This window comes from Sphingobium indicum BiD32, assembly GCF_000382885.1.
Lineage (GTDB): Bacteria > Pseudomonadota > Alphaproteobacteria > Sphingomonadales > Sphingomonadaceae > Sphingobium > Sphingobium japonicum_C.
Genome location: NZ_CAVK010000083.1, coordinates 1 through 25,611 on the forward strand (window position 1 = coordinate 1; position 25,611 = coordinate 25,611).

29 protein-coding genes and 1 pseudogene are annotated in these 25,611 nt (G+C 64.6%); 11 read left to right on the forward strand and 19 right to left on the reverse strand.

The genetic code is table 11. The annotated features are described in order from the left end of the window. Positions 1-180: 180 nt before the first annotated feature. Together EBBID32_RS08930 and EBBID32_RS08935 are read left to right on the forward strand one after the other, a co-directional pair. A complete protein-coding gene (locus EBBID32_RS08930; protein ID WP_006954444.1) occupies positions 181-1,296 on the forward strand; it encodes a DUF47 family protein in 1,116 nt (371 codons plus the stop codon). 21 nt (positions 1,297-1,317) lie between these two features. Next, positions 1,318-2,316, forward strand: coding sequence for an inorganic phosphate transporter (locus EBBID32_RS08935; protein ID WP_006954446.1), 999 nt, complete (start codon positions 1,318-1,320; stop codon positions 2,314-2,316). A 62-nt stretch (positions 2,317-2,378) separates the two neighbouring features. Here the strand turns inward: EBBID32_RS08935 and EBBID32_RS08940 are convergent, their stop codons facing one another. After that, on the reverse strand, positions 2,379-2,576 hold the full coding sequence (locus EBBID32_RS08940; protein WP_037489940.1) for a hypothetical protein: 198 nt from the start codon (positions 2,574-2,576) through the stop codon (positions 2,379-2,381). A 140-nt stretch (positions 2,577-2,716) separates the two neighbouring features. Here EBBID32_RS08940 and EBBID32_RS08945 point away from each other — a divergent pair, with 140 nt between their 5' ends. Further along, positions 2,717-4,126, forward strand: a complete 1,410-nt coding sequence (locus EBBID32_RS08945) for a helix-turn-helix domain-containing protein (RefSeq protein ID WP_006954449.1) — start codon at positions 2,717-2,719, stop codon at positions 4,124-4,126. 107 nt (positions 4,127-4,233) lie between these two features. Here the strand turns inward: EBBID32_RS08945 and EBBID32_RS08950 are convergent, their stop codons facing one another. From EBBID32_RS08950 to EBBID32_RS25100, 4 genes and pseudogenes are all read right to left on the reverse strand, one after another. Beyond that, positions 4,234-4,500: a hypothetical protein gene (locus EBBID32_RS08950; RefSeq protein WP_037489943.1), complete on the reverse strand. Its 267-nt coding sequence runs from the start codon at positions 4,498-4,500 to the stop codon at positions 4,234-4,236. 239 nt (positions 4,501-4,739) lie between these two features. Beyond that, positions 4,740-5,037: pseudogene (locus tag EBBID32_RS08955) on the reverse strand (type II toxin-antitoxin system RelE/ParE family toxin). After that, positions 5,034-5,315 (reverse strand): type II toxin-antitoxin system ParD family antitoxin, encoded by a 282-nt coding sequence (locus EBBID32_RS08960; RefSeq protein WP_006954458.1) that lies wholly within the window; start codon positions 5,313-5,315, stop codon positions 5,034-5,036. Before EBBID32_RS08960 ends, EBBID32_RS08955 begins: the two are co-directional and overlap by 4 nt. Positions 5,316-5,644: 329 nt before the next feature. Further along, positions 5,645-6,487 (reverse strand): cold-shock protein, encoded by an 843-nt coding sequence (locus EBBID32_RS25100; protein ID WP_006954460.1) that lies wholly within the window; start codon positions 6,485-6,487, stop codon positions 5,645-5,647. Between the two features lie 239 nt (positions 6,488-6,726). On the opposite strand from EBBID32_RS25100, the gene EBBID32_RS08970 reads away from it, so the two are divergent. Genes EBBID32_RS08970 through EBBID32_RS08980 form a run of 3 tightly spaced genes read left to right on the forward strand, consistent with a single transcriptional unit; the run spans position 6,727 to position 8,561 of the window. After that, positions 6,727-7,344, forward strand: a complete 618-nt coding sequence (locus EBBID32_RS08970) for a ribonuclease D (protein ID WP_006954463.1) — start codon at positions 6,727-6,729, stop codon at positions 7,342-7,344. Between the two features lie 21 nt (positions 7,345-7,365). After that, positions 7,366-8,013 (forward strand): hypothetical protein, encoded by a 648-nt coding sequence (locus EBBID32_RS08975; protein WP_006954465.1) that lies wholly within the window; start codon positions 7,366-7,368, stop codon positions 8,011-8,013. Continuing rightward, a complete protein-coding gene (locus EBBID32_RS08980) occupies positions 8,013-8,561 on the forward strand; it encodes an LptA/OstA family protein (RefSeq protein ID WP_006954467.1) in 549 nt (182 codons plus the stop codon). Before EBBID32_RS08975 ends, EBBID32_RS08980 begins: the two co-directional genes overlap by 1 nt. Before the next feature lie 299 nt (positions 8,562-8,860). Here the strand turns inward: EBBID32_RS08980 and EBBID32_RS08985 are convergent, their stop codons facing one another. The 4 genes from EBBID32_RS08985 to EBBID32_RS09000 form a co-directional block, all read right to left on the reverse strand. Next, a complete protein-coding gene (locus tag EBBID32_RS08985) occupies positions 8,861-9,451 on the reverse strand; it encodes a histidine phosphatase family protein (protein WP_006954469.1) in 591 nt (196 codons plus the stop codon). A 4-nt stretch (positions 9,452-9,455) separates the two neighbouring features. Continuing rightward, the gene (gene kdsB / locus EBBID32_RS08990) at positions 9,456-10,262 is read right to left on the reverse strand and encodes a 3-deoxy-manno-octulosonate cytidylyltransferase (protein WP_081628065.1); all 807 of its coding nucleotides are present in this window, start codon (positions 10,260-10,262) and stop codon (positions 9,456-9,458) included. Then, a complete protein-coding gene (locus EBBID32_RS08995; RefSeq protein WP_006954473.1) occupies positions 10,259-11,218 on the reverse strand; it encodes a KpsF/GutQ family sugar-phosphate isomerase in 960 nt (319 codons plus the stop codon). The genes kdsB and EBBID32_RS08995 overlap by 4 nt, the downstream gene beginning before the upstream one ends. Positions 11,219-11,568: 350 nt before the next feature. Further along, on the reverse strand, positions 11,569-12,570 hold the full coding sequence (locus tag EBBID32_RS09000; RefSeq protein ID WP_006954475.1) for an NAD-dependent epimerase/dehydratase family protein: 1,002 nt from the start codon (positions 12,568-12,570) through the stop codon (positions 11,569-11,571). A 181-nt stretch (positions 12,571-12,751) separates the two neighbouring features. On the opposite strand from EBBID32_RS09000, the gene EBBID32_RS09005 reads away from it, so the two are divergent. Together EBBID32_RS09005 and EBBID32_RS09010 are read left to right on the forward strand one after the other, a co-directional pair. Next, positions 12,752-13,882, forward strand: coding sequence for a GNAT family N-acetyltransferase (locus EBBID32_RS09005; RefSeq protein WP_006954476.1), 1,131 nt, complete (start codon positions 12,752-12,754; stop codon positions 13,880-13,882). Next, the gene (locus EBBID32_RS09010; protein ID WP_006954478.1) at positions 13,879-14,748 is read left to right on the forward strand and encodes a cupin-like domain-containing protein; all 870 of its coding nucleotides are present in this window, start codon (positions 13,879-13,881) and stop codon (positions 14,746-14,748) included. Before EBBID32_RS09005 ends, EBBID32_RS09010 begins: the two co-directional genes overlap by 4 nt. On the opposite strand, the gene EBBID32_RS09015 is transcribed toward EBBID32_RS09010, so the two are convergent. From EBBID32_RS09015 to EBBID32_RS09025, 3 genes are read right to left on the reverse strand one after another with little or no spacing between them, the layout of a single operon-like run. Beyond that, entirely contained in the window at positions 14,726-15,796 is a 1,071-nt protein-coding gene (locus EBBID32_RS09015; RefSeq protein WP_006954480.1) for a GNAT family N-acetyltransferase, read from the reverse strand. The genes EBBID32_RS09010 and EBBID32_RS09015 overlap by 23 nt on opposite strands. A gap of 32 nt (positions 15,797-15,828) precedes the next feature. Next, positions 15,829-16,206 (reverse strand): DUF962 domain-containing protein, encoded by a 378-nt coding sequence (locus EBBID32_RS09020; RefSeq protein ID WP_156022513.1) that lies wholly within the window; start codon positions 16,204-16,206, stop codon positions 15,829-15,831. 58 nt (positions 16,207-16,264) lie between these two features. Then, the gene (locus tag EBBID32_RS09025; RefSeq protein WP_006954484.1) at positions 16,265-17,254 is read right to left on the reverse strand and encodes a serine hydrolase; all 990 of its coding nucleotides are present in this window, start codon (positions 17,252-17,254) and stop codon (positions 16,265-16,267) included. Between the two features lie 96 nt (positions 17,255-17,350). On the opposite strand from EBBID32_RS09025, the gene ung reads away from it, so the two are divergent. Both ung and EBBID32_RS09035 read left to right on the forward strand, forming a co-directional pair. Next, positions 17,351-18,037: a uracil-DNA glycosylase gene (gene ung, locus EBBID32_RS09030; protein ID WP_006954486.1), complete on the forward strand. Its 687-nt coding sequence runs from the start codon at positions 17,351-17,353 to the stop codon at positions 18,035-18,037. Further along, positions 18,034-18,213 carry a hypothetical protein gene (locus tag EBBID32_RS09035; RefSeq protein WP_006954488.1) on the forward strand — a complete coding sequence of 60 codons (180 nt, stop codon included), beginning with the start codon at positions 18,034-18,036 and terminating at the stop codon, positions 18,211-18,213. Before ung ends, EBBID32_RS09035 begins: the two co-directional genes overlap by 4 nt. A 207-nt stretch (positions 18,214-18,420) precedes the next feature. On the opposite strand, the gene rpoZ is transcribed toward EBBID32_RS09035, so the two are convergent. Further along, a complete protein-coding gene (rpoZ, locus tag EBBID32_RS09040; RefSeq protein WP_006954490.1) occupies positions 18,421-18,765 on the reverse strand; it encodes a DNA-directed RNA polymerase subunit omega in 345 nt (114 codons plus the stop codon). An 83-nt stretch (positions 18,766-18,848) separates the two neighbouring features. Here rpoZ and EBBID32_RS09045 point away from each other — a divergent pair, with 83 nt between their 5' ends. After that, entirely contained in the window at positions 18,849-20,087 is a 1,239-nt protein-coding gene (locus EBBID32_RS09045) for a phospholipase D-like domain-containing protein (protein WP_006954492.1), read from the forward strand. 27 nt (positions 20,088-20,114) lie between these two features. Here EBBID32_RS09045 and EBBID32_RS09050 read toward each other — a convergent pair whose 3' ends face one another. From EBBID32_RS09050 to ald, 6 genes are all read right to left on the reverse strand, one after another. Next, positions 20,115-20,483 carry a hypothetical protein gene (locus EBBID32_RS09050; RefSeq protein ID WP_006954494.1) on the reverse strand — a complete coding sequence of 123 codons (369 nt, stop codon included), beginning with the start codon at positions 20,481-20,483 and terminating at the stop codon, positions 20,115-20,117. A 122-nt stretch (positions 20,484-20,605) separates the two neighbouring features. After that, complete coding sequence (locus EBBID32_RS09055; RefSeq protein WP_006954497.1) at positions 20,606-21,172, reverse strand: hypothetical protein; 567 nt, start codon at positions 21,170-21,172, stop codon at positions 20,606-20,608. Next, a complete protein-coding gene (locus EBBID32_RS09060) occupies positions 21,165-22,517 on the reverse strand; it encodes a sensor histidine kinase (protein ID WP_006954499.1) in 1,353 nt (450 codons plus the stop codon). Before EBBID32_RS09060 ends, EBBID32_RS09055 begins: the two co-directional genes overlap by 8 nt. Further along, entirely contained in the window at positions 22,510-23,235 is a 726-nt protein-coding gene (locus tag EBBID32_RS09065; protein WP_006954501.1) for a response regulator transcription factor, read from the reverse strand. The genes EBBID32_RS09060 and EBBID32_RS09065 overlap by 8 nt, the downstream gene beginning before the upstream one ends. 71 nt (positions 23,236-23,306) lie before the next feature. Then, positions 23,307-24,137, reverse strand: a complete 831-nt coding sequence (locus tag EBBID32_RS09070; RefSeq protein WP_037489948.1) for a sulfite exporter TauE/SafE family protein — start codon at positions 24,135-24,137, stop codon at positions 23,307-23,309. Between the two features lie 231 nt (positions 24,138-24,368). Beyond that, positions 24,369-25,484, reverse strand: coding sequence for an alanine dehydrogenase (gene ald / locus EBBID32_RS09080; protein WP_006954505.1), 1,116 nt, complete (start codon positions 25,482-25,484; stop codon positions 24,369-24,371). Between the last annotated feature and the right edge of the window lie 127 nt (positions 25,485-25,611).

A 25,611-nucleotide genomic window follows, 5' to 3' on the forward strand; every position in this document is an offset into this window, starting at 1 on the left:
GCCCACACCCCCACCCGACCTCCCATTCAGGATACACTCTGTGGGCGGTCGGGTGGGGGGGAGGGCCGGTGCGGCTACAGAAATGCGCTCTTTCGCGCATTTCGAGACAGACTCGACCCCGTCGCCCGGTGCCACGGGGTCGATTGCGCATTGTGACAATTTCGTTACAAGGCGCGACTAATGCGTCAGATTGCCGCCCTCCCCTATACGACACATGCCGACGGATCGATGCAGATTCTGCTGATCACGTCGCGCGACACGCGGCGATGGGTCATTCCCAAGGGCAACCGGATCAAGGGGCTGGCCGGCCATCGCGCCGCCGAACTGGAAGCATTCGAGGAAGCAGGCATCCATGGCATTGCCTGCCCCGCCTCGCTGGGCAGCTACAGCTATGACAAGCGCAAGCGCAGCGGTGCCGCACGCGAGGCGACGGTGGATGTATTCCCGCTTGCCGTGACCGGCCAACTGTCGCAGTGGCCCGAACAGGGGCAGCGCGAACTGCGCTGGTTCCCCGTGGCGGAGGCCGCACGCGCGGTCGACGAACCCGATCTTCAGGCAATCATCGCCGCCTTTCGCAAGCCGCCCCGCGATCCGGGCCGGTTCGTGCGGATGCTGCTGTGGTTCAAGGACAAGCAAAGCGAAAGGACTGGAATGCTCGCCTGGTTTCATGCGTTGATGCCCAAGCAGGGCCGCTTTTTCGAGCAATTCGAGAATCATGCGGCCACGCTGGTCGCCGGCGCCGATGCACTGGCCCGGCTGCTCAAGGGCGGGCCGGACATGATGGTCCATATCAAGGAAATTTCCGACCGCGAACATGAGGCGGACGACATCATCCGCGACGTGTTGCAGGACGTCCGGCGCATTTTCGTCACCCCGTTCGACCGCAGCGCCATCACCGGGCTGATCGGCGTGATGGACGACGCGATCGACCAGATGAACCAGACCGCCAAGGCCATCGCCCTCTATGAGGTCAAGAGCTTCCCGCCGCAGATGCAGGATATGAGCGCGCTGATCGTCGAATGCGCGCGCCTGGCGGCAGAGGCGATGCCGTTGCTGCGCTCGCTCAACCTCAACGCCACGCGGCTGCACGACCTGACCGAACGGCTGGTCACGCTGGAAGGCCATGCCGACATATTGCATGAAGCGGGCCTCAAGACGCTCTATGCCGCGGCGCGCGAGGGCAATCCGATGGATTTCGTCGTCGGGCGGGAAATCTATTCCCACCTGGAAAAGGTCACCGACCGGTTCGAGGATGTTGCCAACCAGATTTCCGGGCTGGTCATCGACCACGCCTGACGTTCCCGCCGGATAGACCCCATGGATCCCATTGCCTTCCCGCTGCTGATCGCGCTGATCGGCGTGGCGCTTGCCTTTGACTTTCTCAACGGCCTGCATGATGCCGCCAACTCGATCGCGACCATCGTGTCGACCCGCGTTCTTAAATCCCAATATGCGGTCGCCTGGGCCGCCTTTTTCAACTTCATCGCTTTCCTCTTCTTTGGCCTGCATGTCGCGACCACGGTGGGCAAGGGGATCGTCGACGCGGCCATCATTGATCCGCAGGTGATTTTCGGTGCGCTGATGGGGGCGATTTCCTGGAACCTCATCACCTGGGCGCTGGGCATCCCCTCCTCCTCCAGCCATGCGCTGATCGGTGGGCTGCTGGGCGCGGGAACGGCCAAGGCGGGGTTGGGCGCGGTGATCTGGACCGGCGTGTTCAAGACCAGCGCGGCGATCGTCATGTCACCGGCCATCGGCCTGCTGCTGGCGCTGCTGCTGGTGCTGATCATCAGTTGGGTGTTCCGCCGCTTCACGCCGCATGGCGCGGACGGGGTGTTTCGCAAGCTGCAACTGGTCTCCGCCTCGCTCTATTCGCTGGGCCATGGCGGCAATGACGCGCAAAAGACGATGGGGATCATCGCGGTGCTGCTCTATTCGCAGGGCATGTTGCAGGGCGAATTTCATGTGCCCTTCTGGGTGGTGATCAGCTGTCAGGCGGCGATGGGTTTCGGCACGCTGTTTGGCGGGTGGAAGATTGTCCACACCATGGGGTCGAAGATCACCCGGCTCAGCCCGGCGCAGGGTTTCTGCGCGGAAACCGGCGGAGCGATCACCCTGTTCATGGCGACCCATCTGGGCATACCGGTGTCGACCACCCACACTATCACGGGCGCGATCGTCGGCGTCGGTGCGTCGCGGCGGCTGTCGGCGGTGCGATGGAACATCGCCTCGCGCATCATCATCGCCTGGGTCGTGACCCTGCCCGCCGCCGCGCTGATCGGTGCGGGTTTCTACTGGATCACGCGCTTCTTTTGATAACAGGACGGCACCGGCCCGCTTGAGCCGATGCCGTCCGGTTCAGTCAGGCTGAAACCGGATTACGCGACCCGGCCGAGCCGGTGATAGAGATTGGCATATTTGACCGATTCCGGCTGGTCCTGAATCTCGCGCAAATAGTGGACGATCGCGGTGCGGATCAGGCCGAAATCCTCCGGCGAGAAAACCGCGCGCGAACGGGCAGGCTGGGGGTGGCCGCCGGTTTCTGTCATATTTTCCGTCATCGTTTCGGTCGTCATGTTCCTGTCCTTCGTCTGCAAGCCATTCCTGTGGCGATGGACAGTGAGTGAGACATATTGGCGGGAAGCGAAAGGACGATGAGTGGCCGCGTGTCACAATAGGATTTGGTCAGATTGTCATTCTATGACATCATGACTCTATGGCAGATCCGACCGACCGCAAACTCTATCTCGGCCCCAAGCTGCGCGTTTTGCGCCGCGAACTGGGGCTTAACCAGACCCGCATGGCCGAGGAACTGGGCGTTTCCCCCAGCTATCTCAACCATCTGGAGCGCAACCAGCGCCCGTTGAGCGCGCAGATGCTGCTGCGGCTGGCCAATATTTATGACATCGACATTCGCGATTTCACTGCCCGCGCCACCGATAGCGGGCCGGGCGAACTGAGCGAAATCCTGTCCGACGCGCTCGTCCGTGACATCGGCATTGCGCGCGACGAAGTGCTGGAAGTCGCGGAAAATTATCCCGGCGTCAGCGAAGCCATTGCCCGATTCTACCGCGCGCTCAGCGATCTGCGCCGCCTGCCCGGCGAAGCGGCGGCGGGCGAGCGCGGCCCTGCCCCGCTGGTCGCACCGATCGACTGGCTGCGCGAGACGATCGCGCGGGCGGGCAATCATTTTGCCGAGATCGACGCCGGGGCCGAAGCCATCGCCGCGCAACTGAGCCATGATCCCGCGCTGTTGCAGGCACAATTGCGCGCGCGGCTGAACGAACGGCACGGCATGGCGGTGCAGGTGCTGCGCGCCGATGTGCTGGCGGGGACGCTGCGCCATTATGACATGCACCGGCGGCGGCTGATGCTGAGCGAACGATTGGCCGCATCCGGGCGACTGTTCGCCATCGCCTATCATCTGTGTGCGCAGGAACTGGCCGACGCGATCGCCGCGCAAGTCGCCCGCACCGCCCCGCCGGACGAGGACAGCCGCCGCCTCGCCACCATCGCACTCACCAACTATGCCGCCGCCGCGCTGATCATGCCCTATGACCGCATCCGGCAGGCGGCCGAACAGAGCCGCCACGACCTGCCCGTGCTGCGCGACCGGTTCGGCGTGTCGAGCGAGCAACTGGCCCACCGCCTGACCAGCCTCAACCGCACCGGCGCGCGCGGCATCCCCTTCTTCATGGTCAGGATGGACCGGGCGGGGATCGTGTCCAAACGCTTCGACGGCGAAGCCTGGCCCTTCGCCCGGTACGGCAGCCCCTGCCCGCGCTGGGACGCGCATGGCGCGGGCGCAGTCGATCAGGTGACGGTGCAGTTGATCGAAACGCTGGACGAGCGCCGTTTCGTCACGCTGGCCATGGCGCTGCCCCAGTTACCCGGTGCGCGCGGCCGCGCGGTGATCGCGCTGGGGTGCGAGGCCAAACATGCCGGGCGGATCGTCCATGCCGATGGTATCGACCCGGAAAAGGACGATGCGGTCGAAGTCGGCCCCACCTGCCACCTGTGCGAACGCCGCGCCTGCCCCGACCGCGCGCTGCCCCCGGTGACGAGGGCGCTGGATCTGCACGGGTACGAACGGACGAGCGCGCCGTTTCCGTTTAGGCGGGTGTGAGGGGGAGGATTCGACCATTTTTGGTCCCTCCGCCATATTATCCCCACCATTGAAACCGGCCACTTATTCAGATGGCAGGTGGAAGGCTGAATGACGAAATCGGGTGGTTAGTTGCCGTTCGGCTCGATGCGGTTCAATCGCACAAATCGCGCTGCGGCTATGGTCAGAACGAGCAAACATGTGAAGTATCCGACCGCCAGCATGTCATTCGGGACAAAACCACGCAACGGCTCCGTCAACAACAGGATCGGTGAAATATAGGCCGCCACGATCCACCAGCCCAAATTGCCGTCATACTGCCAATCCAAGGCGCTGCTTAGAAACATGGCCAGCGGGACCGACCAAAGATAGCCTACAAGCCACACCAGTATCATCGTGCGTCGTGTTAGCTTACCAATCATGTGAAACTATGAGCATTATGCGCGAATGTCCGCAAGTGGGGCGATTACTGCCGGATGATTTTTCACCGCCGATCGTCAGCTATCGCCGATTATCTCCCTGAAAGCCGACAGTCCCCCAACCACCCTTCCCGTCCATCAACTGGTGCGCGAAAATCATGTAAAACCCGTCACAATGCGACGGCCAACCCGCGCACCCAGCGACCTCTCGACCCTCAATTCAGGTGCAACGCCGCGTCATGATCCTGCCCCGGCCCGATGATCCGGTGGATGAAGATGCGATCCGGTTCGACGGTATAGAGAATGCCATAGCCCTTGTGCGATCGCCGTCTGATGCCGTGCTGTTCGTAGCGCGGGATCAGCGGGAAGGCGCGCGGCATGTCGGCCAGGCTCTTCGCGGTATCGCGCAATTCGTTGATGAACGAGATCGCGCGCGCCGGGGTTGTCTTTCTCGATATAGGTTCGGATGCGTTCAAGGTCGCGCATGGCCCGTGAGGACAGCATGACCTTCATGGACGCGATTGGCCGCCCGCACTTTGCCGGATGTCGGCAATGATCGCGTCGCAAACCTCGTCAAGATCATGGCCGCCGCCTGCCTTCATCTCCGCAAGGCTCTCGTCAATCGACGCATCGAGTTCTTTCAGCCAGCGTTCCTCGTCCATGATCGCGCTTTGATCGCGGCGGATGAGGTCGCGCACATAATCGCTGACACTCGCATATTGGCCGCTGTCTATGCGATTTTGGACATAGTCCCGCATGGGATCGGGCAGGGACACATTCATGGTCGCCATTAGCTGATACCTCCAACGCCCCTGATATGGCAAAAATTGCCACCCGCTTCAACGCCCCCAACCAAATCCTCCCCTTGTAGGGGAGGTGGCAGCACGAAGTGCTGACGGAGGGGTATCACCCCTCTCGGTAGGGCGACACCCCTCCACCATCGGCTACGCCGACGTCGAACAGAGTCACGTGCCTCTGTTCGACCCTCCCCTTGCAGGGGAGGATTTTGTTGGTCACGTCAATTTCGGGTTCGCAAACTCCATAAACGCCAACAAAAAAGGGGCCGCCGGGCAGGCGACCCCTTCTTTATCCTCTCCCGCGAAAGCGGAAGTGTGGCCGTTCAGTCGGCCTTGGGCTGGAGGTTGACGGCGGCATATTTGCCGCGACGGTCGACTTCCAGTTCAAAGTCCAGACGATCGCCTTCATTGAGGGCGGCCATGCCAGCGCGTTCGACGGCGCTGATGTGGACGAAGGCGTCGGGCTGGCCGTCATCGCGCTGAATGAAGCCGAAACCCTTCATCGCGTTGAAGAACTTCACCGTGCCGCTGGCGCGTTCGCCGGTCAGCTGACGCTGCGGGCCACCACGATCGCCACCGGGCGCACCGAAACCACCAGCGCGGGGTTCGCGCGGTTCGCGCGGCGGACCGCGATCGGTGACGGGGAGCGGTTCGCCTTCGATCTTGAGATCGGTTGCCGACACCTTGCCGCCACGATCGACCAGGGTGAAGCCCAGCTGCTGGCCTTCGGCCAGACCGGTCAGGCCAGCCTGCTCGACAGCGCTGATGTGGACGAACACATCCTCGCCGCCATCATCACGGACGACGAAGCCGAAGCCCTTTTGACCGTTGAAGAATTTGACGACGCCCGTGCCTTCGCCAACGACCTGCGCAGGCATGCCGCGACCACCGCCGCCGCCGCCGGCAAAGCCGCCGCCACCACCGCCGAAGCCGCCGCGATTGCCACCACCGGCAAAGCCGCCGCCTGCGGGACGATCGCCACCGCCAAAGCCGCCGCGATCACCGCCGAAGCCACCACCGCCGAAGCGATCACCGCCACCGAAGCCGCCACCAAAACCGCCGCGACCACCGCCGCCGCCAGCGCCCTGATCGTAGAAATTGTCGTCGCCGAAACCGTCGCGCTTGTCCTTGCCGCGCCCGCCGCGGCGACCTCTGTCAAAACTCATGCCCTGTTAGTCACTTTCGCTTCGCCCCAAGACCAATCGGACAAACATGTCGGGCGAATGACATGCACAATCCACCGCAAAGGCGCGGTTTGGGAATCACTATATCAACTTTTCGGGGGAGCGCGAATGTTTTTACAGGCAACGTTTCGGGCGCGACTTCGGCTGATCGCATGGGCGTGTCGCACCATCGGCAAAGCCTTTGATTGCGATGTCCCCGCTTTGCCCATAGAGGGGATGGCATGACCGTCCATTTCCATGAAGAAGACCTGCCCGCTGGCGTACTTGCCCCCGGTCCCGTCGCCGTCGATACCGAAACCATGGGGTTGATCACCCCGCGCGACCGCCTGTGCGTGGTCCAGATCAGCGATGGGAAGGGCGATGAACATCTGGTGCGCTTTGCCGCCGGATCGGATTATGCCGCGCCCAATCTGCGCGCCGTGCTGGCCGACCCGGAACGGCTGAAACTCTATCATTTCGGGCGTTTTGATCTCGCCGCGATCAAATATTATCTGGGCGTCGTGGCCGCCCCCGTCTATTGCACCAAGATCGCCTCGCGCCTCATTCGCACCTATACCGACCGCCATGGGCTGAAGGAACTGGTGCGCGAATTGCTGGGGCAGGACATCAGCAAGCAGCAGCAGTCGAGCGACTGGGGCAACCCCACCCTGTCCGACGCGCAAAAGGATTATGCCGCGTCCGACGTGCGCTTTCTCCACGCGCTGCGCACCGAACTGAACAAGCGGCTGGAGCGCGAAGGGCGGATGGAGCTGGCGCAGGCGTGTTTCGATTTCCTGCCGCACCGCGCCGAACTCGACCTGGCGGGATGGCCGGAGATCGACATCTTCTCCCATATGTAAGCGAATCGGATAGTCGTCACCATGTCCGTTCAGGCCGATCAGCAACGCGATGTCCGCCGCCACTGGGCGCGGCCGGGGGGCAGCCATGACCGGCTGGTCGGCACGCTCAAAAACTGGCTGCCGGTCGCGGTCGGCGTGCTGAGCGCGCTGCTGGCGACCGCGCCCTTTACCGGTGGCGACAAGGTCAGCTTCGTGCTGGACAAGAACAAGGTGGAAGTCGCCAAGGAACGGATGCGCGTGACCGAAGCGCTCTATCGCGGGCAGGACAGCAAGGGGCAGCCCTTTTCCCTGCGCGCCGGATCAGCGGTGCAGAAAAGCTCGCGCGAGCCGATCGTGGATCTGAACGAAATGTCGGCGCGCATCCTGCTGTCGGACGGCCCCGCCGTGCTGAGCGCACAGAAGGGCCGTTATGACATGGAGACCGAGCGGGTCGGGATTGACGGGCCTGTGCAGTTCGAGGCGGCGGGCGGATATCGCCTTACCACGCGCGACGTCGGCATTGACCTGAAAACCCGGCGGATGCGCAGCGCGGGCCGGGTCGACGGGCGCATCCCGATCGGCACGTTCAGCGCCGACCATCTGGAAGCGGACATGGGCGCGCGCACGGTGACATTGAATGGCCGGGCCAGCTTGCGCATCGAACAAAATGGCCTCAAAGGGCGGAACTGATGAAAGCCACCTCTCTCCTGCTGTCGATCGGCTGCGTAGGCGCCGCCGGCCTGTTGTTCGCCGGTGCGGATGCGCAGGTTGTGGGCAATCATAACAGCAACGCACCGGTCAACTTCACCGCCGACCGGATCGAGGTGCAGGACCGCGCCGACCGCGTCGTCGTGTCGGGCAATGTCGAAGTGACGCAGGCGGGCATGACGCTCAATGCCGCGCGCATGACGGTGGCCTATCGCAACCAGCCGGGCGGCGGCACGGGCGGGGTGGAGATCGACCGGATCGACGCTTCGGGCAATGTCGTGGTGACCAAGGCAGACCAGACCGCGCGCGGCAATGTCGCCATTTACGACCTCAACAGCAAGCTCATCACCATGCTGGGCAATGTCGCGCTGACGCAAGGGTCGAACCGGCTGACCGGCGGGCGGCTGGTGATGGACCTCAACACCGGGCGTTCGATCGTGGATGGCCGCGCGTCGGGCGGTGCTGGCGTCACGGGCAGTGCCGGGGGCCGGGTGACGGGAACATTCTCGGTGCCACAGCGACAGAATTGAGCGCGAAGGTCATAGCGGGAAATTTTTGCTATCGGACTGGTCAAGTGCAATCATTGATTGCGGATTTCATCTTGCCGCGATAATCTCTCCCATGGTCCTATCGGCAATCGTTCTGGTAATATTTGTCCTGGCTTTCGGAGGCGCCATTCTTTGTGCGCGCCGCTGGAACATGACTATCGGCGTCATTGGTGGCCTCGCGGTTGGCTTGGCATGTTGGGCGGTAGCCTCCATCGGCATGGTGGTCTGGTTTTCCAAAAACTAGCGGCAGGCGGATAAACGCAGGAATTGCCCGTATCGCTTCAAGGCCGCGCATCCCATTGGGCCAGCGTCACGCAGCCGCCCGCATCCACCGCCAGTTCCCCGAACGCCCCCGTCCGCAGCTTGAGCGACGCCAGCGGCAACCCCGCCGCCAGCAGTGCGAAGCGGGCAGCGCCGTTGCTGGTGACGAGCAGGTCGACCCCCTCCCCACCCTGGGCAAACCAGGCGCGCCAGGCCGCGATCCGCATGTCGGCATCCACGATCCAGTCCACAGGCGCGATGGCGCGATCGTCCCAGTCGGCAATGGCCTGCGCGCCGATGCGGGCCAGCACCTCGGCCTCTGGGCGGCCTTCGTCAGGGCCATGGTCGATTTCGCCCAGCCAGTCGCCTGTGCCGTCGGGCGCATGGCCGGTGGCGTCAGCAATCGCCTGCGCGGTTTGGCGCGCGCGCAGCAGCGGGCTGGTGAACAGCCGGGTGATGGCAAAGTCCTGTGCGGCAAACCACGCGCCCAGCCGCTGCGCCTGCGCATGGCCGCTCTCGACCAGCGGCAGGTCGGTACGCGATCCGATGCGGCAGGCCTGCGCGCTGCTGGCAAATGTGTTGCCGTGGCGGATGATGAAGAGGCGGCGCACGGCGTCAGGGGGGCGTCGGGTCGCCGTGACGCGCGATCAGCGCCTCGACGCGGCTGATGTCAGCCTCGGTATCGATGCCGCTGCTGTCGAACAGCGGCGGATCGACCGCGACGGTCATGACCGGAATGCCCAGTTCCAGCAGGCGGAGCTGCTCCAGCCCCTCCAGATTTTCCAGCGCTGTGGGCGGGCTGGCCTCAAACGCGCGCAGGGCGGCGAGCGCATAGCCATAAAGGCCGACATGCCGCCACACCGGCGATATGGGCTGGCTGGCGCGCAGGGCATCCTCGCCACGGATGGCAGGGATCACATTTTTGGAAAACCACAAGGCCCGGCCATCGAGCGCGCGGGCGCAGCAGGTACCGCTGAAGGGGGAGCGGGTCTTGTGATCGCGCAGGGCATCGAGCGCGGCCCAGTCGAGCGCGATCACCGGGGTGGCGACCTGCGCGCCAGCCTCGAGCGCGGCGATGACCGCCCCCAGCGCGCCCTGCGGCTGGAAGGGCGAATCACCCTGTAGATTGACGACGAAACGTGGCGGGGTGGCCTGCGCCAGTGCGGCGGCAAGCGCCCGGCCCGATCCGGTGGCGATGGCGCTGTCGGTCATCACCGCATCGCAGCCCATAGCGCGGGCATGATCGGCAATCTCGTCATCGTCGGTGGCAACTGTCAGCGCCACGCCATCGCGCTGGCCAATGGCGGCGCGGGCCATGGCGATGGTGCGATGGAGCAGGGTGCGCCCGGCGATCAGGCGCAGCGGCTTGCGCGGCAGGCGGGACGACCCCGCCCGCGCGGGAATGACGACGAGCTGGTTCAGGCGACGCCCGCGTTCAGCAGGTCGTGCATATGGACCGCACCGATCAACTTGCCCTTGTCGCACACGAACAGCAGCATGACGTTGCGTTCGTGCATCAGGTGCAGCGCTTCCTGCGCCAGTTCTTCCGGTCCCACCGCCAGCGGCGTAGGCGTCATGAACCGGCCGACCGCCTCCGTCAGATTCTGTTTGCCGGTAACGGTGCGGCGCAGGTCGCCATCAGTGAAGGCGCCGATCAGCCGCCCGTCGCGATCGACGATCGCCGTGCCGCCCAGGCGCGCGCGGGTCATTTCGATCGTCGCGTCGAGGAGCGAGGCTTCCTCCTGCACGGAAGGGATGTCATCCCCCTTGGCCATCAGTTCGCGCACCTTGATCAGTTGCGCGCCAAGGCGACCATTGGGATGGAATTTGTGGAAATCATCGGCGGAAAATCCACGCATTTCCATCAGCGCAATCGCCATCGCGTCGCCAAAGGCCATCTGCACCGTGGTCGACGTGGTCGGCGCAAGCGAATTGGGACAGGCTTCGGGCACATCGGGCATCAACATGCAAATGTCCGCGGCAGTCGCCACCGTGCTATGCGCCTGCGCCGTCATGCCCAGCAGGGGAATGGCGAAGCGCTTGCAATATTGGATGATGGGACCAAGTTCGGTCGATTCGCCCGAATGGGACAGCATCAGCACGACATCGTCCGGCGTCACCATGCCCAGGTCGCCATGGCCGGCGTCGGCGGGATGCAGGAAGATGGCAGGGGTGCCGGTCGAGGTCAGCGTCGCCGTCATCTTGCGCGCGACGATACCGCTCTTGCCGATGCCGGTCACGATTACGCGGCCCCGGACATTCATGATAACGCCGATCAATCGCACGAATGTGGCGGCAAAGTTGCGTTCAGCAAATTGCGCTTCCAGCGCATTGAGGCCCAGCGCTGCAACAGACAGGCTGTGGCAGGCCGCTTTCACAATTCGTCCGCCCGACCCGAACGGTACAATTTTTGAAGCAAGTGTCGACACGCGTTTGCCCTTTTTTCCGCATGTCGCCGCCAGATATCCGGCTGGCACATGCGGCGACGAACCATCGTATTCGATGCGTCGTCTTTCCCTTGTTCCGCGACCCCTAGCCGGTTTGACCCCCGGCACAGAGCGACTGTCTACGCTGTTTCAGGCACTTATGGCAAACCATTTTGCAACTGCGAAAAGAATTTCAACGCGGTTTTGCTTCACACCGTCGCCCTCGGGCAAGGCAGGACGAATGAAGCCAGCGACGGGCCGTGGAACTTTTTTCCGCACAATGTGTGCGGTGCAATACAATTTCAGCGAGCCTTGTGATAGTCGCGATACCAAGCCACGAATTGCGGCACCCCCGACTCGATTTGCGTGGTCGGGGCAAAGCCGATGTCGTGGGCGATGGCGCTGATGTCGGCAAAGGTAGCGTGGACGTCGCCCGGCTGCATCGGCTGGAAATCGATCTGCGCCTTTTGGCCCAATGCATCCTCCAGCACCGCGATCAGGTGCATCAGTTCCTCAGGCTTGTTATTGCCGATATTATAGAGCCGGTGCGGCGCGCGACTGCCACCCGGCTTGGGTGCGCCATCGTCAGCAGGCGGATGGTCGAGGCAGCCGACCACGCCACTGACGATATCGTCAATATAGGTAAAATCGCGCTGCATCCGGCCATGGTTGAACACCGGTATCGGTTCTCCGGCGAGGATTTTCTTCGTGAAAATCCACATCGCCATGTCGGGCCGCCCCCATGGTCCATAAACGGTGAAGAAACGCAGCCCGGTCATCGGTATGCGGAACAGATGGGCGTAGGTCTCGCTCATCAGTTCGTCAGCGCGCTTGGTCGCGGCATAGAGCGAGACGGGATGGTCGGCCCGGTCCTCGACGCGGAAGGGCAGGCTGTCATTGCCGCCATAGACGGACGAGGAGGAGGCATAGACCAGATGCCGCACCCGCCGTTCGCGCGCCAGTTCCAGCATGTTGACATGGCCCGCCAGATTGGAGCGGACATAGGCATGCGGGTTGATCAGCGAATAGCGCACGCCAGCCTGCGCGCCCAGATGGACGATCGACTCGATCACTTGATCGGCGAGCGCCGCGTGCAGCGCATCATTGTCGGCGAAATCCAGCTCGTGAAAGGTGAACAGCTTGCCATGCGCCGTTTCCAGCGCGGCGATCCGGTCCCGCTTGAGCGACACGGGGTAATAGTCATTCATATTGTCGATGCCGACCACGGCATGGCCCTGCGCCATGAGCCGATCGGCAACCGTCATGCCGATAAAGCCGGCTGCGCCGGTGACCAATATCGTCATGCTATTCATTCTCCCACGCGAAGTCGCGCCAGCGGGCGGCGCACCCTGTCAGTCACACCAAAGTGGCGGGCGATGTAAAGGCATTTTCGCCCCATTTGCCCCCGATGATGATCCGATGGCCCTCTGCTTAGAAGGCAAAGTTTAGGCTTTCCCTAATCTTTGCCATTTAAGGCAGAAAGCCATGGACATGGCATCGCACCCATCGCCCCCCGTCCCCCTGCCGCCGGGGTCGAAGCCGCGTGCGCGCTGGGCGGCGCTAGCGAAGGAGGCGGCCGAAGCCAATGCCTTTTATGCGCCCGACATGCTGGGCGCGGCGATCGACCATCTCGCCACAGACGGCCATGTCCGGCAGATCGAGGCCCGCGCTGGTGACCATCTGATCGGCCTGTTGCCGGTGGTGGTACAATCGCGCCATGGCCGCCTGCCGGTCGGCTGCGTTTCCAACTGGATGCACGATCATTGCTTCTTTGGTGCACCGATGATCCGTGAGGGGCAGGAAGTGGCGGCGTGGCGCAGCTTCATCGCCCAGCTGGACGATGCCCCCTGGGCGCGCGGCTTCCTGCATATGGAGGGGCTGGACGCGGCCGGCGCCAATGCCGCCGCGCTGGAGGCTTTGTGCGTCGAACAAAGACGCGGACGGCGCGAGATTCACCGCTACGACCGCGCGATGCTGCGGTCGGACCTGTCGGCTGACGCCTATTGGGACGCCAATGTCCGCTCCAAAAAGCGCAAGGAAATCCGCCGCCTGCAAAAGCGGCTGGCCGAGCTTGGCACGGTCGAGACAAGGCTGCTGACCGAGCGCGCCGATCTGCCGCACTGGTGCGCCGATTTTCTGGCGCTCGAAGCGTCCGGCTGGAAAGGGCAGGAAGGCACGGCGCTCGCCTGCAAACCCGCCGACGCCGCCTTTTTCCGCGCCGCCTGCGCTGCCGCTTTCGACGCTGGGCGACTGCATATGCTGCGCATCGACCTGGAGGGCCGGGCGATCGCGATGCTGGCCAATTTCCGCCATGGCGCGGGGGCATTCTCGTTCAAGATCGCCTTTGACGAAACGCTGGGCCGCTTTTCGCCCGGCGTGCTGATCGAAATCGCCAATCTGCACGCGGTGCAGGATGATCCCGCGATCGTCTGGATGGACAGTTGCGCCGCGCCCGACCATCCGATGATCGACAGCCTGTGGGCGGAGCGGCGCACGATCGTGCAATATCGCATCGCCCTGCGCGGCACTGGCCTGGCGCGGGTCCAGCGCGCCGCTGCCTTCGCCCTTGTCAACGGCCTTGAATCCCTGGCCAGCCTATTGAAAGGACAGCGATGACCGCCCATCGCCCGATCGCCGCAACCGAAGCTGCGACCTTCCCCGACCACGCGCGCGCGACCTTCGCCGCCGCCTATCCCGATCAGCCGGTCGCACTGAGCCATAATCTGGTCGACCATACGCTGCTCAGCCTCGATGCGCTCGCCATGCTGGCGGAGCGGATGCCTGCGTCCAGCGTCGAATATAATCTGGGCAAGCTGCCTTTGGGCGTGCGGCCCGAAGATACGCCGTCCAACGGGCTGACGCTGGGCGAAACCATCCGCACGATTGAGACCAACGGCAGCTGGGCGGTGCTCAAAAATGTCGAGCGTGACCCGGCCTATGCCGCGCTGCTCGACGCGGCGCTGGCCGAACTGGCACCCATCGTCGCCGACAAGACCGGGCCGATGCTCCACCGCGAGGCTTTCATCTTCCTGACCTCGCCGGGCAGCGTCACCCCGTTCCACATGGACCCGGAGCATAATATCCTGCTCCAGATCATGGGGTCCAAGATGATGACCATCTTCCCGGCCCGCGACGAAGCACTGGTCCCGGCGCAAAAGAGCGAGGAATTTCACGGCGGCGGCCACCGCAACCTGGTCTGGCAGGACGGGTTCAAGGCGCTTGGCACCCCCTTCCCCCTCCATCCCGGCGATGCGGTGCATGTGCCGGTCAAGGCACCCCATTTCGTCGAGAACGGCGCTGCCGTCTCGGTCAGCCTGTCGGTGACATGGCGGTCCGAACGCAGCGTGGCGGAGGGCGAATTGCACAGTTTCAACGCGCTGCTGCGGCGGCGCAGTCTGCCGGTCGGTCAGATCAGCGCGCGGCCCGAAAAGCAGGGCGTGCGGCGGCTGGTCTATCGCATCATGCGGAAGCTGGGCGCTTAAGGATACGCCGCAGCAGCGCTTCGGCCGCCAGACGCGGCGAAAAACGTTCGACCACCCACCATTCCAGGCTTTCCTCGCGCGTGGACAGGCTCTGCTTGTAGCGATCCTTCCCCGCAAGCAGCGAATAGAGCGACAGGCCACGCGCGGCATAATGGTCGATGGCGGCGGCATGGCAGAGCAGGCCCGGCTTGTCCTTGCCCGTGCGCGGATCGGCAAAGGCAGACTGATAGTTGAGCGCCTGACCCCGATGCACGAAATTGACCAGCAGGCCGACGACCCCGCCTGCGTCGGTAAAGCGCAGCAGGTCGACCGTGCCGCTTGCCCGCCCCTGCTCTGCGATGGCGGCCACGAAGCCGCGAAAGGCCGGATCGTCCCACGCATTGTCGGCATGACGCCCGCTGTTAAGCGCCGCCATCTCCGCCAGCCAGGGTGCCACATCGTTCGCCCCGGCCCGCGCGACATGGGGCAGGCCGCCGCCATGATCCTTGATCGCGCGGCGGATCTGGCTGCGCGTATTGGCGCTCAGGAGCGAGAGATAATCGCCGCTGGCACCGCGAACGGCCTCCAGATCGACCTGATAGACGGGCGATGCATCGACCCGGCGCCTGGTCCCGCCGGGCAAGGTCAGCAGGGGCGAGTCCGGTGCGATGCCGCTGAGCCGCAGCGCGCGCCAGTCGCGACGGCGGTTTAGCGCGGCGATGGCGGCGGTCGCGGCCTCCCCCTCCTGCCCGCGCGCGATCAGCAGACCATTATATTCGACATAGGGCCGGTCGGCTTGCGGATCGCCCGCCTGGTTGAGGCTGAGCGTCGCGACCCGCCCCAGCAGGCGCGGCATCATCGCATGACCGATCAGCGCCAGCGCGACATCCGCCCCGGCTTCGTCGGTTACCGCCAACAGTTCGGGCCGCACGGCATAGCTGTCCAGCCACGCGCCCACCCAGGTCCAGCTGAGGAAGAAGGACGCATCCGCCTGCGTCTCGAGCGCCTGCCAGCGAAGCGAGAGCGCTGCCAGGTCAGGCAGGGGCAAAAATTGCGCGGTGAGAGCCATTGCGCCCCCTTGTGGCAGAGCGCCGGGTGCGGTCAAGCTGGTCGAGCAGCCCTTACACGCCGTTCAGGATCGACCGTGCCATCGGGTCGCACCCCGGCGCGGGCCAGGTCGCGGCGTATATGGCCGGTCAGATAGCGGTGCCACATCACAAAATCGGCGCGCAGCGACCAGAGCGGATAGCGGAAGGTCGCAGGTCGGTTCCGTTCTATCAAACTATGCCCCGCCCAGGCAAAGCCATAGCCCACGATCGGCAGTGCCAGCGCCATCCACCAGCGCCCGGCGACCGGTGCGGCGGCAAGCAGCGCAACGACCAGACTGGTGCCCGCATAATGCAGCGCGCGCGTGCCGGGACGCGCATATTCCTGCAGATAATAGGGCCAGAAATCGCGAAAATGAGTGATGGTGGGCACGGCAATCCTCTCTTCCACCATCTTATCCAAATGCCTGATCGAAGTTAAGCGCGATGCGTCAGACCGTGCTGCGATCGGGCGCGAACAGGAAATAATCATAGGTCGCCCGCGCCGCTTCCGCCATGATGCGGTCGCGCGTTGCCTGCCCCTTATGATCCTGCATCACGAACACGGTGATGGCGAACAGCCGCCCGTCGGGCAGGGTGATGACGCCGGTATCATTGCCGGTGCCGTTGAGCGATCCGGTCTTGTGCGCGACCAGCGTGCCGGGCGGCAGCATGCCGGGCAGCCGCGCCTTGCCGGTGCGGCACCGTTCCATGATGGACAGCAACGCCACCGTGCTGCGCCCCGACAAAGCCTTGCCGGTGCGGATCGCCGCGACCAGATCGGTCATCGCAGTCGGCGTCGCGGTGTCGCGCGGGTCCTGGGCAAAGGCGATGTTGGGAATGTCGCGCGCATCGCGTTCGCGCAGGGCGGGATCGGCGGCCATGGCAGCGGCGACATTGCGGTTGAAATTGCCCGGCCGGGGGGTCAGCCCCATCGCGCGCCAGAGCAGGTCGGCGGTGTTGCTGTCGACCCGCAAGCCCCTGATCCCCAGCCCGGCGACCCAGTGATGCACCGCCGCCGGACCGCCCGCGCGCGCCACCAGCAGGTCGGTCGCGCCATTGTCGCTGCGGGTGAGCATCAGGTCGAGCAGCGTGGCTACGGGCACTGGCCCCGCCGGACTGGCCAGCCGCTCCTCCAGCGTCAGCGCACCGGCATCGACCATCGCGAAAATGCGCCCCGCCACCGCGACCTTGTAGGCGCTGGCCATAGGGAAGAGCGTATCGCCGTTGAGCGAGAGCGTTTCCCCGGTGGCAAGATCGCGCACGACGATGCCGACCGTGCCGTCAGTCAGGCTGGCGAAGCGCTGAAACTGGGCGATCAGCCGCGCTTCGGCGGTCTGCTGCACCGCCGTCTTGGCCGGGCCAAAGGCGTCGGCGTCGGGCAGGGGTGCCAGGAACAGGCCAAGAGCCGCGAACATGGCGATGGGACGAAGCGGAACCATAAGTCCCCATCTTGCCAATGCGCAGGCCAAGCGCAAGGCCATTTACCGCGATTCGCGCGTTGACAGCCCTCCGCACCACGGGCCATCACCCGCCCCATGAGTAGCGCCATCAAGTTGCACGAAAGCTGGCTGACCCCGCTGGCCGACCAGTTCGCCACCCCGCATATGCAGGGACTGAAAGCCTTTCTTGAGGCGGAGAAGGCGGCGGGCAAACGCATCTTCCCCAAGGGAAGCGACTATTTCCGCGCGCTCGACCTCACCCCGCTCGACCAGGTCAAGGTCGTGATCTTGGGGCAGGATCCCTATCATGGCGAGGGGCAGGCGCATGGCCTTTGCTTTTCGGTCCAGCCGGGCGTGCGCACCCCGCCGTCACTGGTCAATATCTATAAGGAGATGGAGGCGGATCTGGGCATCCCGCGCGCGTCTCATGGTTTCCTCGAACATTGGGCGAAACAGGGGGTGCTGCTGCTCAACAGCGTGCTGACGGTCGAAATGGCCCGCGCGGCCTCGCATCAGGGCAAGGGTTGGGAATTGTTCACCGACGCCGTCGTGCGGCTGGTGGCGCAGCAGGAAGCGCCGACCGTATTTCTGCTCTGGGGTGCCTATGCCCAGCGCAAGGCGGCGTTCGTGGACCAGAGCCGCCATCTGGTGCTGAAATCCGCCCACCCCTCGCCCCTGTCGGCGCATAATGGCTTCCACGGATCGCGCCCATTCTCGCAGGCCAACGCCTTTCTGGAGGCGCATGGGCGCGGGCCGATCGACTGGGCCTTGCCACCGCTGTGAAAAGCACACGCCTGCGCATCTGCACCGCCAAGCGGCGTTATTTGACGCAGGAGCAGGCGCAGGCAGCGGTGGAGCGGGCGACGATCATTCTGCGCCCCTATCGCTGCGACCGCTGTAGGCAGTTCCACCTCACCAGCCGGACCAAGGGCAAACGCATCGCGCGGCCTGTGGGGTGAAATTCGGATTATATCAACAATGCCAGCCCGTCATCCTGACGAAAGTCAGGATCTATTGGCTCTACGCTCATGCGTCATAGCCACGTCGCGCCAATGGATGCTGAAACAAGTTCAGCATGACGATGTTTGGATCACCCGCAAAAAAGTGAGGCCCGGTCCTGCTTGCGCAGGCCGGGCCTCTTCCCTCTCCAAACCAAATCCGGTGGATCAGCCGTCGTAATCGCCGCCGATATTCTGGTTGCGCGGCGGGGCCGCAGCGGTCAGGCGCAGGGCTTCGGCCGACTGCGCGATCGAGCCGATCTCGTCCGGCGTATCGTCATCGTCAATCTGCACCTTCTGGAGCGAGGCGACGACCGAATCATGCAGATCGTGGGGCAGCACCGTTTCCTCGGCAATTTCGCGCAGGGCGACGACGGGATTCTTGTCCCGGTCGCGGTCCACGGTCAGCTCGGCGCCGCCCGAAATCTCCCGCGCGCGCTGGGCGGCGAGCAGGACGAGGTCAAAACGGTTGGTAACCTTGTCGACGCAATCTTCGACGGTAACGCGGGCCAAACGGGCCTCCTGCAACAAATGGAATGATTAGTGGGCCGGTTAGCAGCGCCCCTGTCCCAAGTCAATGAAAAGGCCATAAAGCCGTGGCGCGCCCGGCCAAAAGGCGGCATGAGGGCGCGATGGCGACCAACAGCCCAGCAGATGCGCACGGTCCCGCGCCCGACATCGCCGTCACGCTGGACGGCAATCATCTGCGCCTGATCGTGGATGGCGCGCCCCTGCTCGACACGCTGGTCGCGCTGATCACGGACGCGCGCACCTCGCTCAAACTCTATTATTATATCTTTGCCAGTGACGGCAGCGGCACGAAGGTGCGCGACGCGCTGGTCGCGGCGCGGGCGCGGGGCGTGGCGGTCACGCTGATGGTCGATGGCTTCGGCACGTCGCGCACACCCGACTCTTTCTTTGCGCCGCTGATTGAGGCGGGCGGCCATTTCGGCCGTTTCGGCACGCGCCGGTCCACCCGCTACCTGATCCGTAACCACCAGAAGATGGCCATTGCCGACGACGCGCGGATGCTGATCGGCGGCTTCAATGTCGAGGATGGCTATTTCGGCATCCCGCCGCAGGACTGCTGGCGCGACCTGGGACTGTGGATCGAAGGGCCGCAGGTGGAGGCGATGAGCCGCTGGCATGGCCAGCTCTGGCGCTGGATCGCGACGAAGAAGCAGCGCTTTCGCACCCTGCGCCGCATGGTGCGGCAATGGCACCCCTCGCTCCACCACGACCCGGCCGATCCGTTCCGCTGGCTGATCGGCGGACCGACCCGGCGGCTCAGCCCCTGGGCCCAGGTGGCCAAGCATGATCTGGAACAGGCGCAGCGGGTCGATATGGTCGCGGCCTATTTTTCGCCCGGACGCGGGATGCTCAAGCGGATCGCCCGCGCCACAAGCCGCAAGGGTGCGCGGGTCATCCTGCCCGCCCGGTCGGACAATGGCGCGACCATCGCGGCGGCGCGGCTCCTCTACGGGCCGCTGCTCAAGCGTGGGGTGGAGATTGCCGAATATCAGCCCTGCAAATTGCACATGAAGCTGATCGTCATCGACGACGCGGTATTCATCGGATCGGCGAATTTCGACATGCGCAGCCTGTTCGTCAATTTAGAGGTCATGCTGCGGGTCGAGGATGCCGGGTTCGCAACCTCCGTGCGCGGACTGATCGACCGGATGGCACTGGACAGCCGCGTCGTGACGCTGGAAAGCCACCGCGCCAGCCGCACGCTGCTGACGCTGGCCAAGCAGTGGATCAGCTATTTGCTGGTCGGCGTGCTGGACTATACCGTGACACGGCGGCTCAATTTCCGCGATCCCGATGCGGATTGACGGGCGGAGCTAGCCCCGCCCGCCCTTTCAGCGACCAGTATCGGTCAGGACGCGCACCTGCCCGACCGGATAGCCCTTCTCGGCCATTTCCTTGGCATAATCGCCGCGCGCGTCGGCCAGTTCGGCGCGATATTCCTCCCAGGCGTCGCGATTATCTTCTGCATCGGACGCGCCGCGCAAATCCTTGGTCAGTTCCTTGCGCGCCTCGGCCAGGTCGGTCTGATAATTGAACCAATAATCATTCTCGACCCCCGCAATCGGCGCCTGATAGGTCAGCTGGTTTTCGACCTGCGCAAGCTGCTCCTCATAGCTGACCGGCCCTTCGCCCTGGGCGAGCGCGACGGTGGAGGTCAGGGTGAGCAGGGCGGCGGCGGCCAGAAAGGACGGACGGTTCATGGGGTTTCTCCTCATTCCTCGTGAAACATGAAGGGGACAACGCCCCGACCCCGGCCTTTTTCGCCTGAACGAAACGACAGAATGGATGAACTGCGCCGGTGCGGCGACGAAGCGAGCCGCGATCAGCGCACGATCAGATAGAAACCCGCGGGCGCCGACCCGCCATTTTCGATCACTATGTCGTAGCGTTCGGTAAAGACCGGCAGCCAGGCGCAGTCCGCCTGTGGTCCGCCCACCGCTTTCGCGCACAGGGTCGCGCCGTCGGCCCCCTGCACCCGGATCGACAGGCCAGCGCCCCCGGCCCCGCCCGCCGGTGCGATGGAAATCTGCGCGCGCTGCCCGGCCAGGAATAATTGTCGCATGGTGAAACTGCCGCCCGCCACCAGCGACCCGCGCCTGTAGGCCGGACCCAGCGCCCGTCCGCGAAAGGCCAGGGTCGATCGGGTCACGCCGCGCGTCTGCGCCTCCTGCGTCCAGAGCGCGGCGAGATCATCCTGCCCCTCCGCAGGCGTCGCGCCCAGCGCCTTCAGGACCTGCGCTGTGTCCATCAACTGTGCGGCATTGCCCCCGGCGAGCGCGGCGTCCCCTTCCATCAGCGTGCGCAGCACCGGATCGGCGGGCAGCATGTCGGCGGCGAACGCGGCGGGCGTCGTGGCAAACAGCAATGCGGGCAGCAACAGCCTAAACATCCTGATCCTCCAGTTGGACGACGAACCGCGCGCCGGGGGCGGCATCCTCCACATGCAGCGACAGATCATGCCGTTGCGCGATCGCTCTGGCAAGCGCCAGCCCCAGCCCATGACCGCCGCCTGATCCGACATCGAGCCGGACATAGCGCTCGAAAATGCGCATACGGTCGGCCGGGGGGATGCCGGGGCCGTCATCCTGCACGATGATGCGCGGGCCGGGCGACAGCTCCAGCGCCACCGACCCGCCGCTCGGCACATATTTGAACGCATTGTCGAGCAGGTTGGACATCAGCCGCATCATCTGCATCGGGTCGGCACGCAGCAGGACGCCCGGCGCGATCCGGGCATGAAAGCCGATGCCCAATTCCTCCGCGCTTGCGCCATAAAGATCCGCCAGCGTCTCGGCGATGTCGCTCAGGTCCACTTCCGCCAGCCCGCGCAGGTCACCGCGCAGCGCCTGCGTACCGGCAATGTCGAGCAGCGAATCGAGCAGCCGCACGACCCCGCGAATCTCGCCGCGCGACTGGTCCAGCGTGCGCAACAACGTGACATCCTGCGTCCCTTCCATCGCCTTCAATATGCGGGTGTCGAGGTGCATAAGCGGGGTGCGGATTTCGTGCGCGGTCTGGTCCGAAACGGCGCGCTGTGCTTCGATCAGCCGTTCGACCTGATCCAGCATCGCATTGGTGTTGGCGGCCAGTTCGGCCAGTTCGTCGCTGCTCCCGGCGCCCGGCGCCCGTGCAGCAATCCGCCCGGCGCGGACCGCGGCGAAGGTCGCGTTGACCGCCTCCACCCGTGCGCGCAGGCGGCGTGCGGCAAAATGGCCCGCCGTCAGGCTGAGCAGCGCGATCAGCGCGCCAGCCACGGCAAAGGCCATCGCCAGCCGGGCGAGCAACGCCTCCCCCCGCAAATTGCTGCGCCCGACCAGCAATCGCGCCGCCGGGCCAAGCTGCGTAGCGCGCGCGAACATCTGCTGCCCGTCAGGCAGGGTGACGAAGCGCGCTTCGGACACGCGCGAGGATAATTCGGGCCAGCGTTCCAGATTGCCCGCGATGCGGCGGCCCTGCGCGTCGGCCAGCAGATACCAGCCCTGCTCGCCATCCTCCCGATCAACCGCCAGCCGGTCCGCTATGCGCGCCCGCAATTCCGCGTCGCCGCCGCTCACATAAATATCCGCAAGGCCAGCCAGATCGGTATCGACCTCCCGCGCCAGCATGGTCCGACCGTCATCGGCGACGATCTTTTCGACCACCAGGAACAGCGCCAGCGTCGACAGCAGGCTGACCAGCAGCGCCGACAGGGTCACCCGGCCGAATACCGAGTGGAACAGATTGATCCTACCCACCGGCCGATCCGCTGGCAGGTCCGGCACCCACCGCGATCAGCCGGTATCCGGTGCCCCACACGGTTTCCAGCACCGGGCCGTCAAACCCTTCCTCCAGCTTGCGGCGCAAGCGGCCGACATTGACGTCCACCACATTGGTCTGGGGATCGAAATTCAGTTTCCACACATGGCGCAGCAGCATTTCGCGCGTCACCACCTCGCCCGCATGGTCCATCAGATAGCGGAACAGTTCAAATTCCTTGGGCGACAGCGCCAGATGTCGCCCCTGCCGATAGGCGGTGCGCGCCTTCGCATGACATTCCAGATCGCCAAACAACAGCACCGGATCATGGTTGCGGCGGCTGGCGCGTCGCCACAAAGCGCGGACGCGGGCGACCAGTTCGTCCGGCTCGAACGGCTTGGCGAGATAATCGTCGACCCCGCTTTCCAGCCCTTCGACCCGATGTTCGCTGCGGCCCAGCGCCGACAGCATCAGCACCGGCGCGCCTACGCCCGCGCCGCGCAGGCGGGTGACGATGTCGATGCCCGAACAATGCGGCAGCATCCGGTCCAGGATCAGCACGTCATGGCCACCGCTGCCCGCGCGTGCCAACCCGGTCGCGCCATCCTCGGCCTGTTCCACGGCCATGCCCGCGGCGCTCAGGATCGCGGCGATATTGGCGCGCGCGGCGGCGTCATCCTCCACCAGCAGCACGGAAATCTGGTCATTTTGCCCCATCATGTCCCCCGCTACACGGATAACGGGAAAGGCCGCCAGTGACAAAGCCTGTTAGGGACGCACCCCGCGATTCAGATTTTCAGCGCGTTGCGGAACATGACGAAGGCGATGACGATCAGATAGACGCCAAAGATCTTCTTGAGCGGTTTGGCGGGCAACGCATGGGCGACGGCCACGCCCAGCGGCGCGGTCAGCACAGACATGGATGCAATCGCCAGCGTCGCGGGCATGTTGACATAGCCGAGCGATCCCCAGGGCAGGCCGGTTTCTTTGAGGCCGATGAGGGCAAAGCCGATCGCACTGGGGATGGCGATCAGCGTGCCGACGCCCGACGCGGTGGCGATGGCGCGGTGGATCGATCGCCCGCACAGCGTCATCACCATGATCGCAATGGTGCCCCCGCCAATGCCCAGCAGCGCGGAAAAAGTGCCCAGCCCCCCGGCAATGCCGACCCGCGCGATGCCCGATGGCATATCCTGGCTGATCACCTTGTCACCCACTTTGGGCAGCAGGAAGTTGAGCGACATCAGGAACACGCCGCCGGCAAAGATCATCGTCAGGATGCGCCCGTCGACATGGCCCGCCAGCAATACGCCGATGCCATCGCCCAGGATGATCCAGGGTGCCCAGGTCTTGAGAATCTCGAATTCCACCGCGCCGCGCTTGGCATGGGCCAGCAGCGACCGGATCGACGTGACGATGATGGTTGCGGCCGATGTGCCGATCGCGACATGGGCAATGGCATCATGGGTGCCGCCCAGCAGCGGCAGCACGACAAACAGAGCCGGCACAACGACGAAGCCGCCGCCAATGCCGAAAATGCCTGCGGTAAAGCCAGCGAACAGCCCGGCCGCCAGCATGGAAATCAGTGGCACGAGCCAGATCATGACATCGCCCTGCATCACCGCCCCCCCTGTTCCCGTGCCTGACCCATGGTCAAGCTGTTGCGAACGCCCTTGCAGGTCAAGGGGGCGAATGACGGGGATTCGATCATCACGGGAAACCATGCCTCTCTTCGGCGAAACCGGACAAGGGACACAGACAGGCAGTCCCTTGTCTGGCTAGACGAACAGGATGCGCTAACCCGCAACGGGTGCAGGCAAAAGTTGGAGGGCGGGTAGCGTTCTCCTGCCTCACCCCACCGCCTCTGCCGCTTGCATATAGTCCAGCCCCAGCGCCTCGGCGACCGCGCAATAGGTGACATTGCCGTCGCACACATTCAGCCCCGCCAGCAAATGCGGGTCGGTCCGCAACGCTGCCTTCCAGCCCAGATCGGCGATCCGCAGCGCATGGGGCAGCGTCACATTGTTGAGCGCATAGGTGCTGGTGCGCGCCACCGCGCCAGGCATGTTGGCGACGCAATAATGGACGATGCCATCGACGATATAGGTCGGGTCGGCATGGGTGGTGGCGTGGCTGGTCTCGAAACAACCGCCCTGGTCGATCGCGACATCGACCAGCACCGCGCCCTTTTTCATCGTGCGCAGCATGTCGGCGCTGACCAGCTTGGGCGCAGCCGCGCCGGGGATCAGCACCGCGCCGATCACCAGATCGGCGTCGGCGACACATTCGGCAAGGTTCGCGCGGTTGGAAAAGCGCGTCTTGGCCCGCGCCTCGAAATACATGCCCAGCCGTTCGAGCACTTCCGGGCTGCGGTCCAGGATCGTCACGTCCGCACCCAGCCCGGCAGCCATCTGCGCCGCGTTGAAGCCGACCACGCCGCCGCCGATTACCGCGACCTTGGCGGGCAACACGCCCGGCACCCCGCCCAGCAGCACGCCGCGCCCGCCATGTGCCTTTTCCAGCGCCGTCGCCCCTGCCTGGATCGCCATGCGCCCGGCAACCTGGCTCATCGGTTTGAGCAGCGGCAGCCCGCCATGATCGTCCGTCACCGTCTCATAAGCGATGCAGACGGCGCGGCTGGCGATCAGGTCGCGCGTCTGGTCGGGATCGGGGGCCAGATGCAGATAGGTGTAGAGGATCTGCCCCGGTCGCAGCATGGCGCGCTCAGCGGGTTGCGGCTCCTTGACCTTCACGATCATCTGCGCGGTCGCGAATATCTCCGCAGCGGTCGCGACGATCCTTGCCCCTGCTTTCTCATAGAGCGCATCATGCGCGCCAATCCCCTCGCCCGCGCCAGTCTCCACCAGCACGTCATGGCCGTGCGCGGTCAGTTCATGGACGCTTTCGGGGGTCAGGCCGACGCGATATTCGTGATTCTTGATTTCCCTGACGGTACCGACGATCATCCGCTCTCTCCCGCTGGCCGTCCATGTGGCGCCAATATAGCGCGGATAGACAGACGAATGTACCGTTTGAGCCTGATGACATCGGAGTGGAAGTCCCAACATCCGTTCGTTTCGAGCGAAGTCGAGA

What these genes read in the sequence shown, in the direction of transcription:
- EBBID32_RS09000 (WP_006954475.1), bottom strand. Translation starts at nt 12,570, where the DNA reads ATGACGATATTGGTCACCGGCGCAGCCGGCTTTATCGGCATGACGGTT.
- EBBID32_RS09010 (WP_006954478.1), top strand. Translation starts at nt 13,879, where the DNA reads ATGACCGCCCATCGCCCGATCGCCGCAACCGAAGCTGCGACCTTCCCC.
- EBBID32_RS08980 (WP_006954467.1), top strand. Translation starts at nt 8,013, where the DNA reads ATGAAAGCCACCTCTCTCCTGCTGTCGATCGGCTGCGTAGGCGCCGCC.
- ald (WP_006954505.1), bottom strand. Translation starts at nt 25,484, where the DNA reads ATGATCGTCGGTACCGTCAGGGAAATCAAGAATCACGAATATCGCGTC.
- EBBID32_RS08945 (WP_006954449.1), top strand. Translation starts at nt 2,717, where the DNA reads ATGGCAGATCCGACCGACCGCAAACTCTATCTCGGCCCCAAGCTGCGC.
- EBBID32_RS08975 (WP_006954465.1), top strand. Translation starts at nt 7,366, where the DNA reads ATGTCCGTTCAGGCCGATCAGCAACGCGATGTCCGCCGCCACTGGGCG.
- EBBID32_RS25100 (WP_006954460.1), bottom strand. Translation starts at nt 6,487, where the DNA reads ATGAGTTTTGACAGAGGTCGCCGCGGCGGGCGCGGCAAGGACAAGCGC.
- EBBID32_RS09005 (WP_006954476.1), top strand. Translation starts at nt 12,752, where the DNA reads ATGGACATGGCATCGCACCCATCGCCCCCCGTCCCCCTGCCGCCGGGG.
- EBBID32_RS08930 (WP_006954444.1), top strand. Translation starts at nt 181, where the DNA reads ATGCGTCAGATTGCCGCCCTCCCCTATACGACACATGCCGACGGATCG.
- EBBID32_RS08935 (WP_006954446.1), top strand. Translation starts at nt 1,318, where the DNA reads ATGGATCCCATTGCCTTCCCGCTGCTGATCGCGCTGATCGGCGTGGCG.
- EBBID32_RS09015 (WP_006954480.1), bottom strand. Translation starts at nt 15,796, where the DNA reads ATGGCTCTCACCGCGCAATTTTTGCCCCTGCCTGACCTGGCAGCGCTC.
- EBBID32_RS09050 (WP_006954494.1), bottom strand. Translation starts at nt 20,483, where the DNA reads ATGAACCGTCCGTCCTTTCTGGCCGCCGCCGCCCTGCTCACCCTGACC.
- EBBID32_RS09070 (WP_037489948.1), bottom strand. Translation starts at nt 24,137, where the DNA reads ATGCAGGGCGATGTCATGATCTGGCTCGTGCCACTGATTTCCATGCTG.
- EBBID32_RS08970 (WP_006954463.1), top strand. Translation starts at nt 6,727, where the DNA reads ATGACCGTCCATTTCCATGAAGAAGACCTGCCCGCTGGCGTACTTGCC.
- EBBID32_RS09055 (WP_006954497.1), bottom strand. Translation starts at nt 21,172, where the DNA reads ATGTTTAGGCTGTTGCTGCCCGCATTGCTGTTTGCCACGACGCCCGCC.
- EBBID32_RS08940 (WP_037489940.1), bottom strand. Translation starts at nt 2,576, where the DNA reads ATGACGACCGAAACGATGACGGAAAATATGACAGAAACCGGCGGCCAC.
- EBBID32_RS09025 (WP_006954484.1), bottom strand. Translation starts at nt 17,254, where the DNA reads ATGGTTCCGCTTCGTCCCATCGCCATGTTCGCGGCTCTTGGCCTGTTC.
- ung (WP_006954486.1), top strand. Translation starts at nt 17,351, where the DNA reads ATGAGTAGCGCCATCAAGTTGCACGAAAGCTGGCTGACCCCGCTGGCC.
- EBBID32_RS08960 (WP_006954458.1), bottom strand. Translation starts at nt 5,315, where the DNA reads ATGGCGACCATGAATGTGTCCCTGCCCGATCCCATGCGGGACTATGTC.
- EBBID32_RS08950 (WP_037489943.1), bottom strand. Translation starts at nt 4,500, where the DNA reads ATGATACTGGTGTGGCTTGTAGGCTATCTTTGGTCGGTCCCGCTGGCC.
- EBBID32_RS09065 (WP_006954501.1), bottom strand. Translation starts at nt 23,235, where the DNA reads ATGGGGCAAAATGACCAGATTTCCGTGCTGCTGGTGGAGGATGACGCC.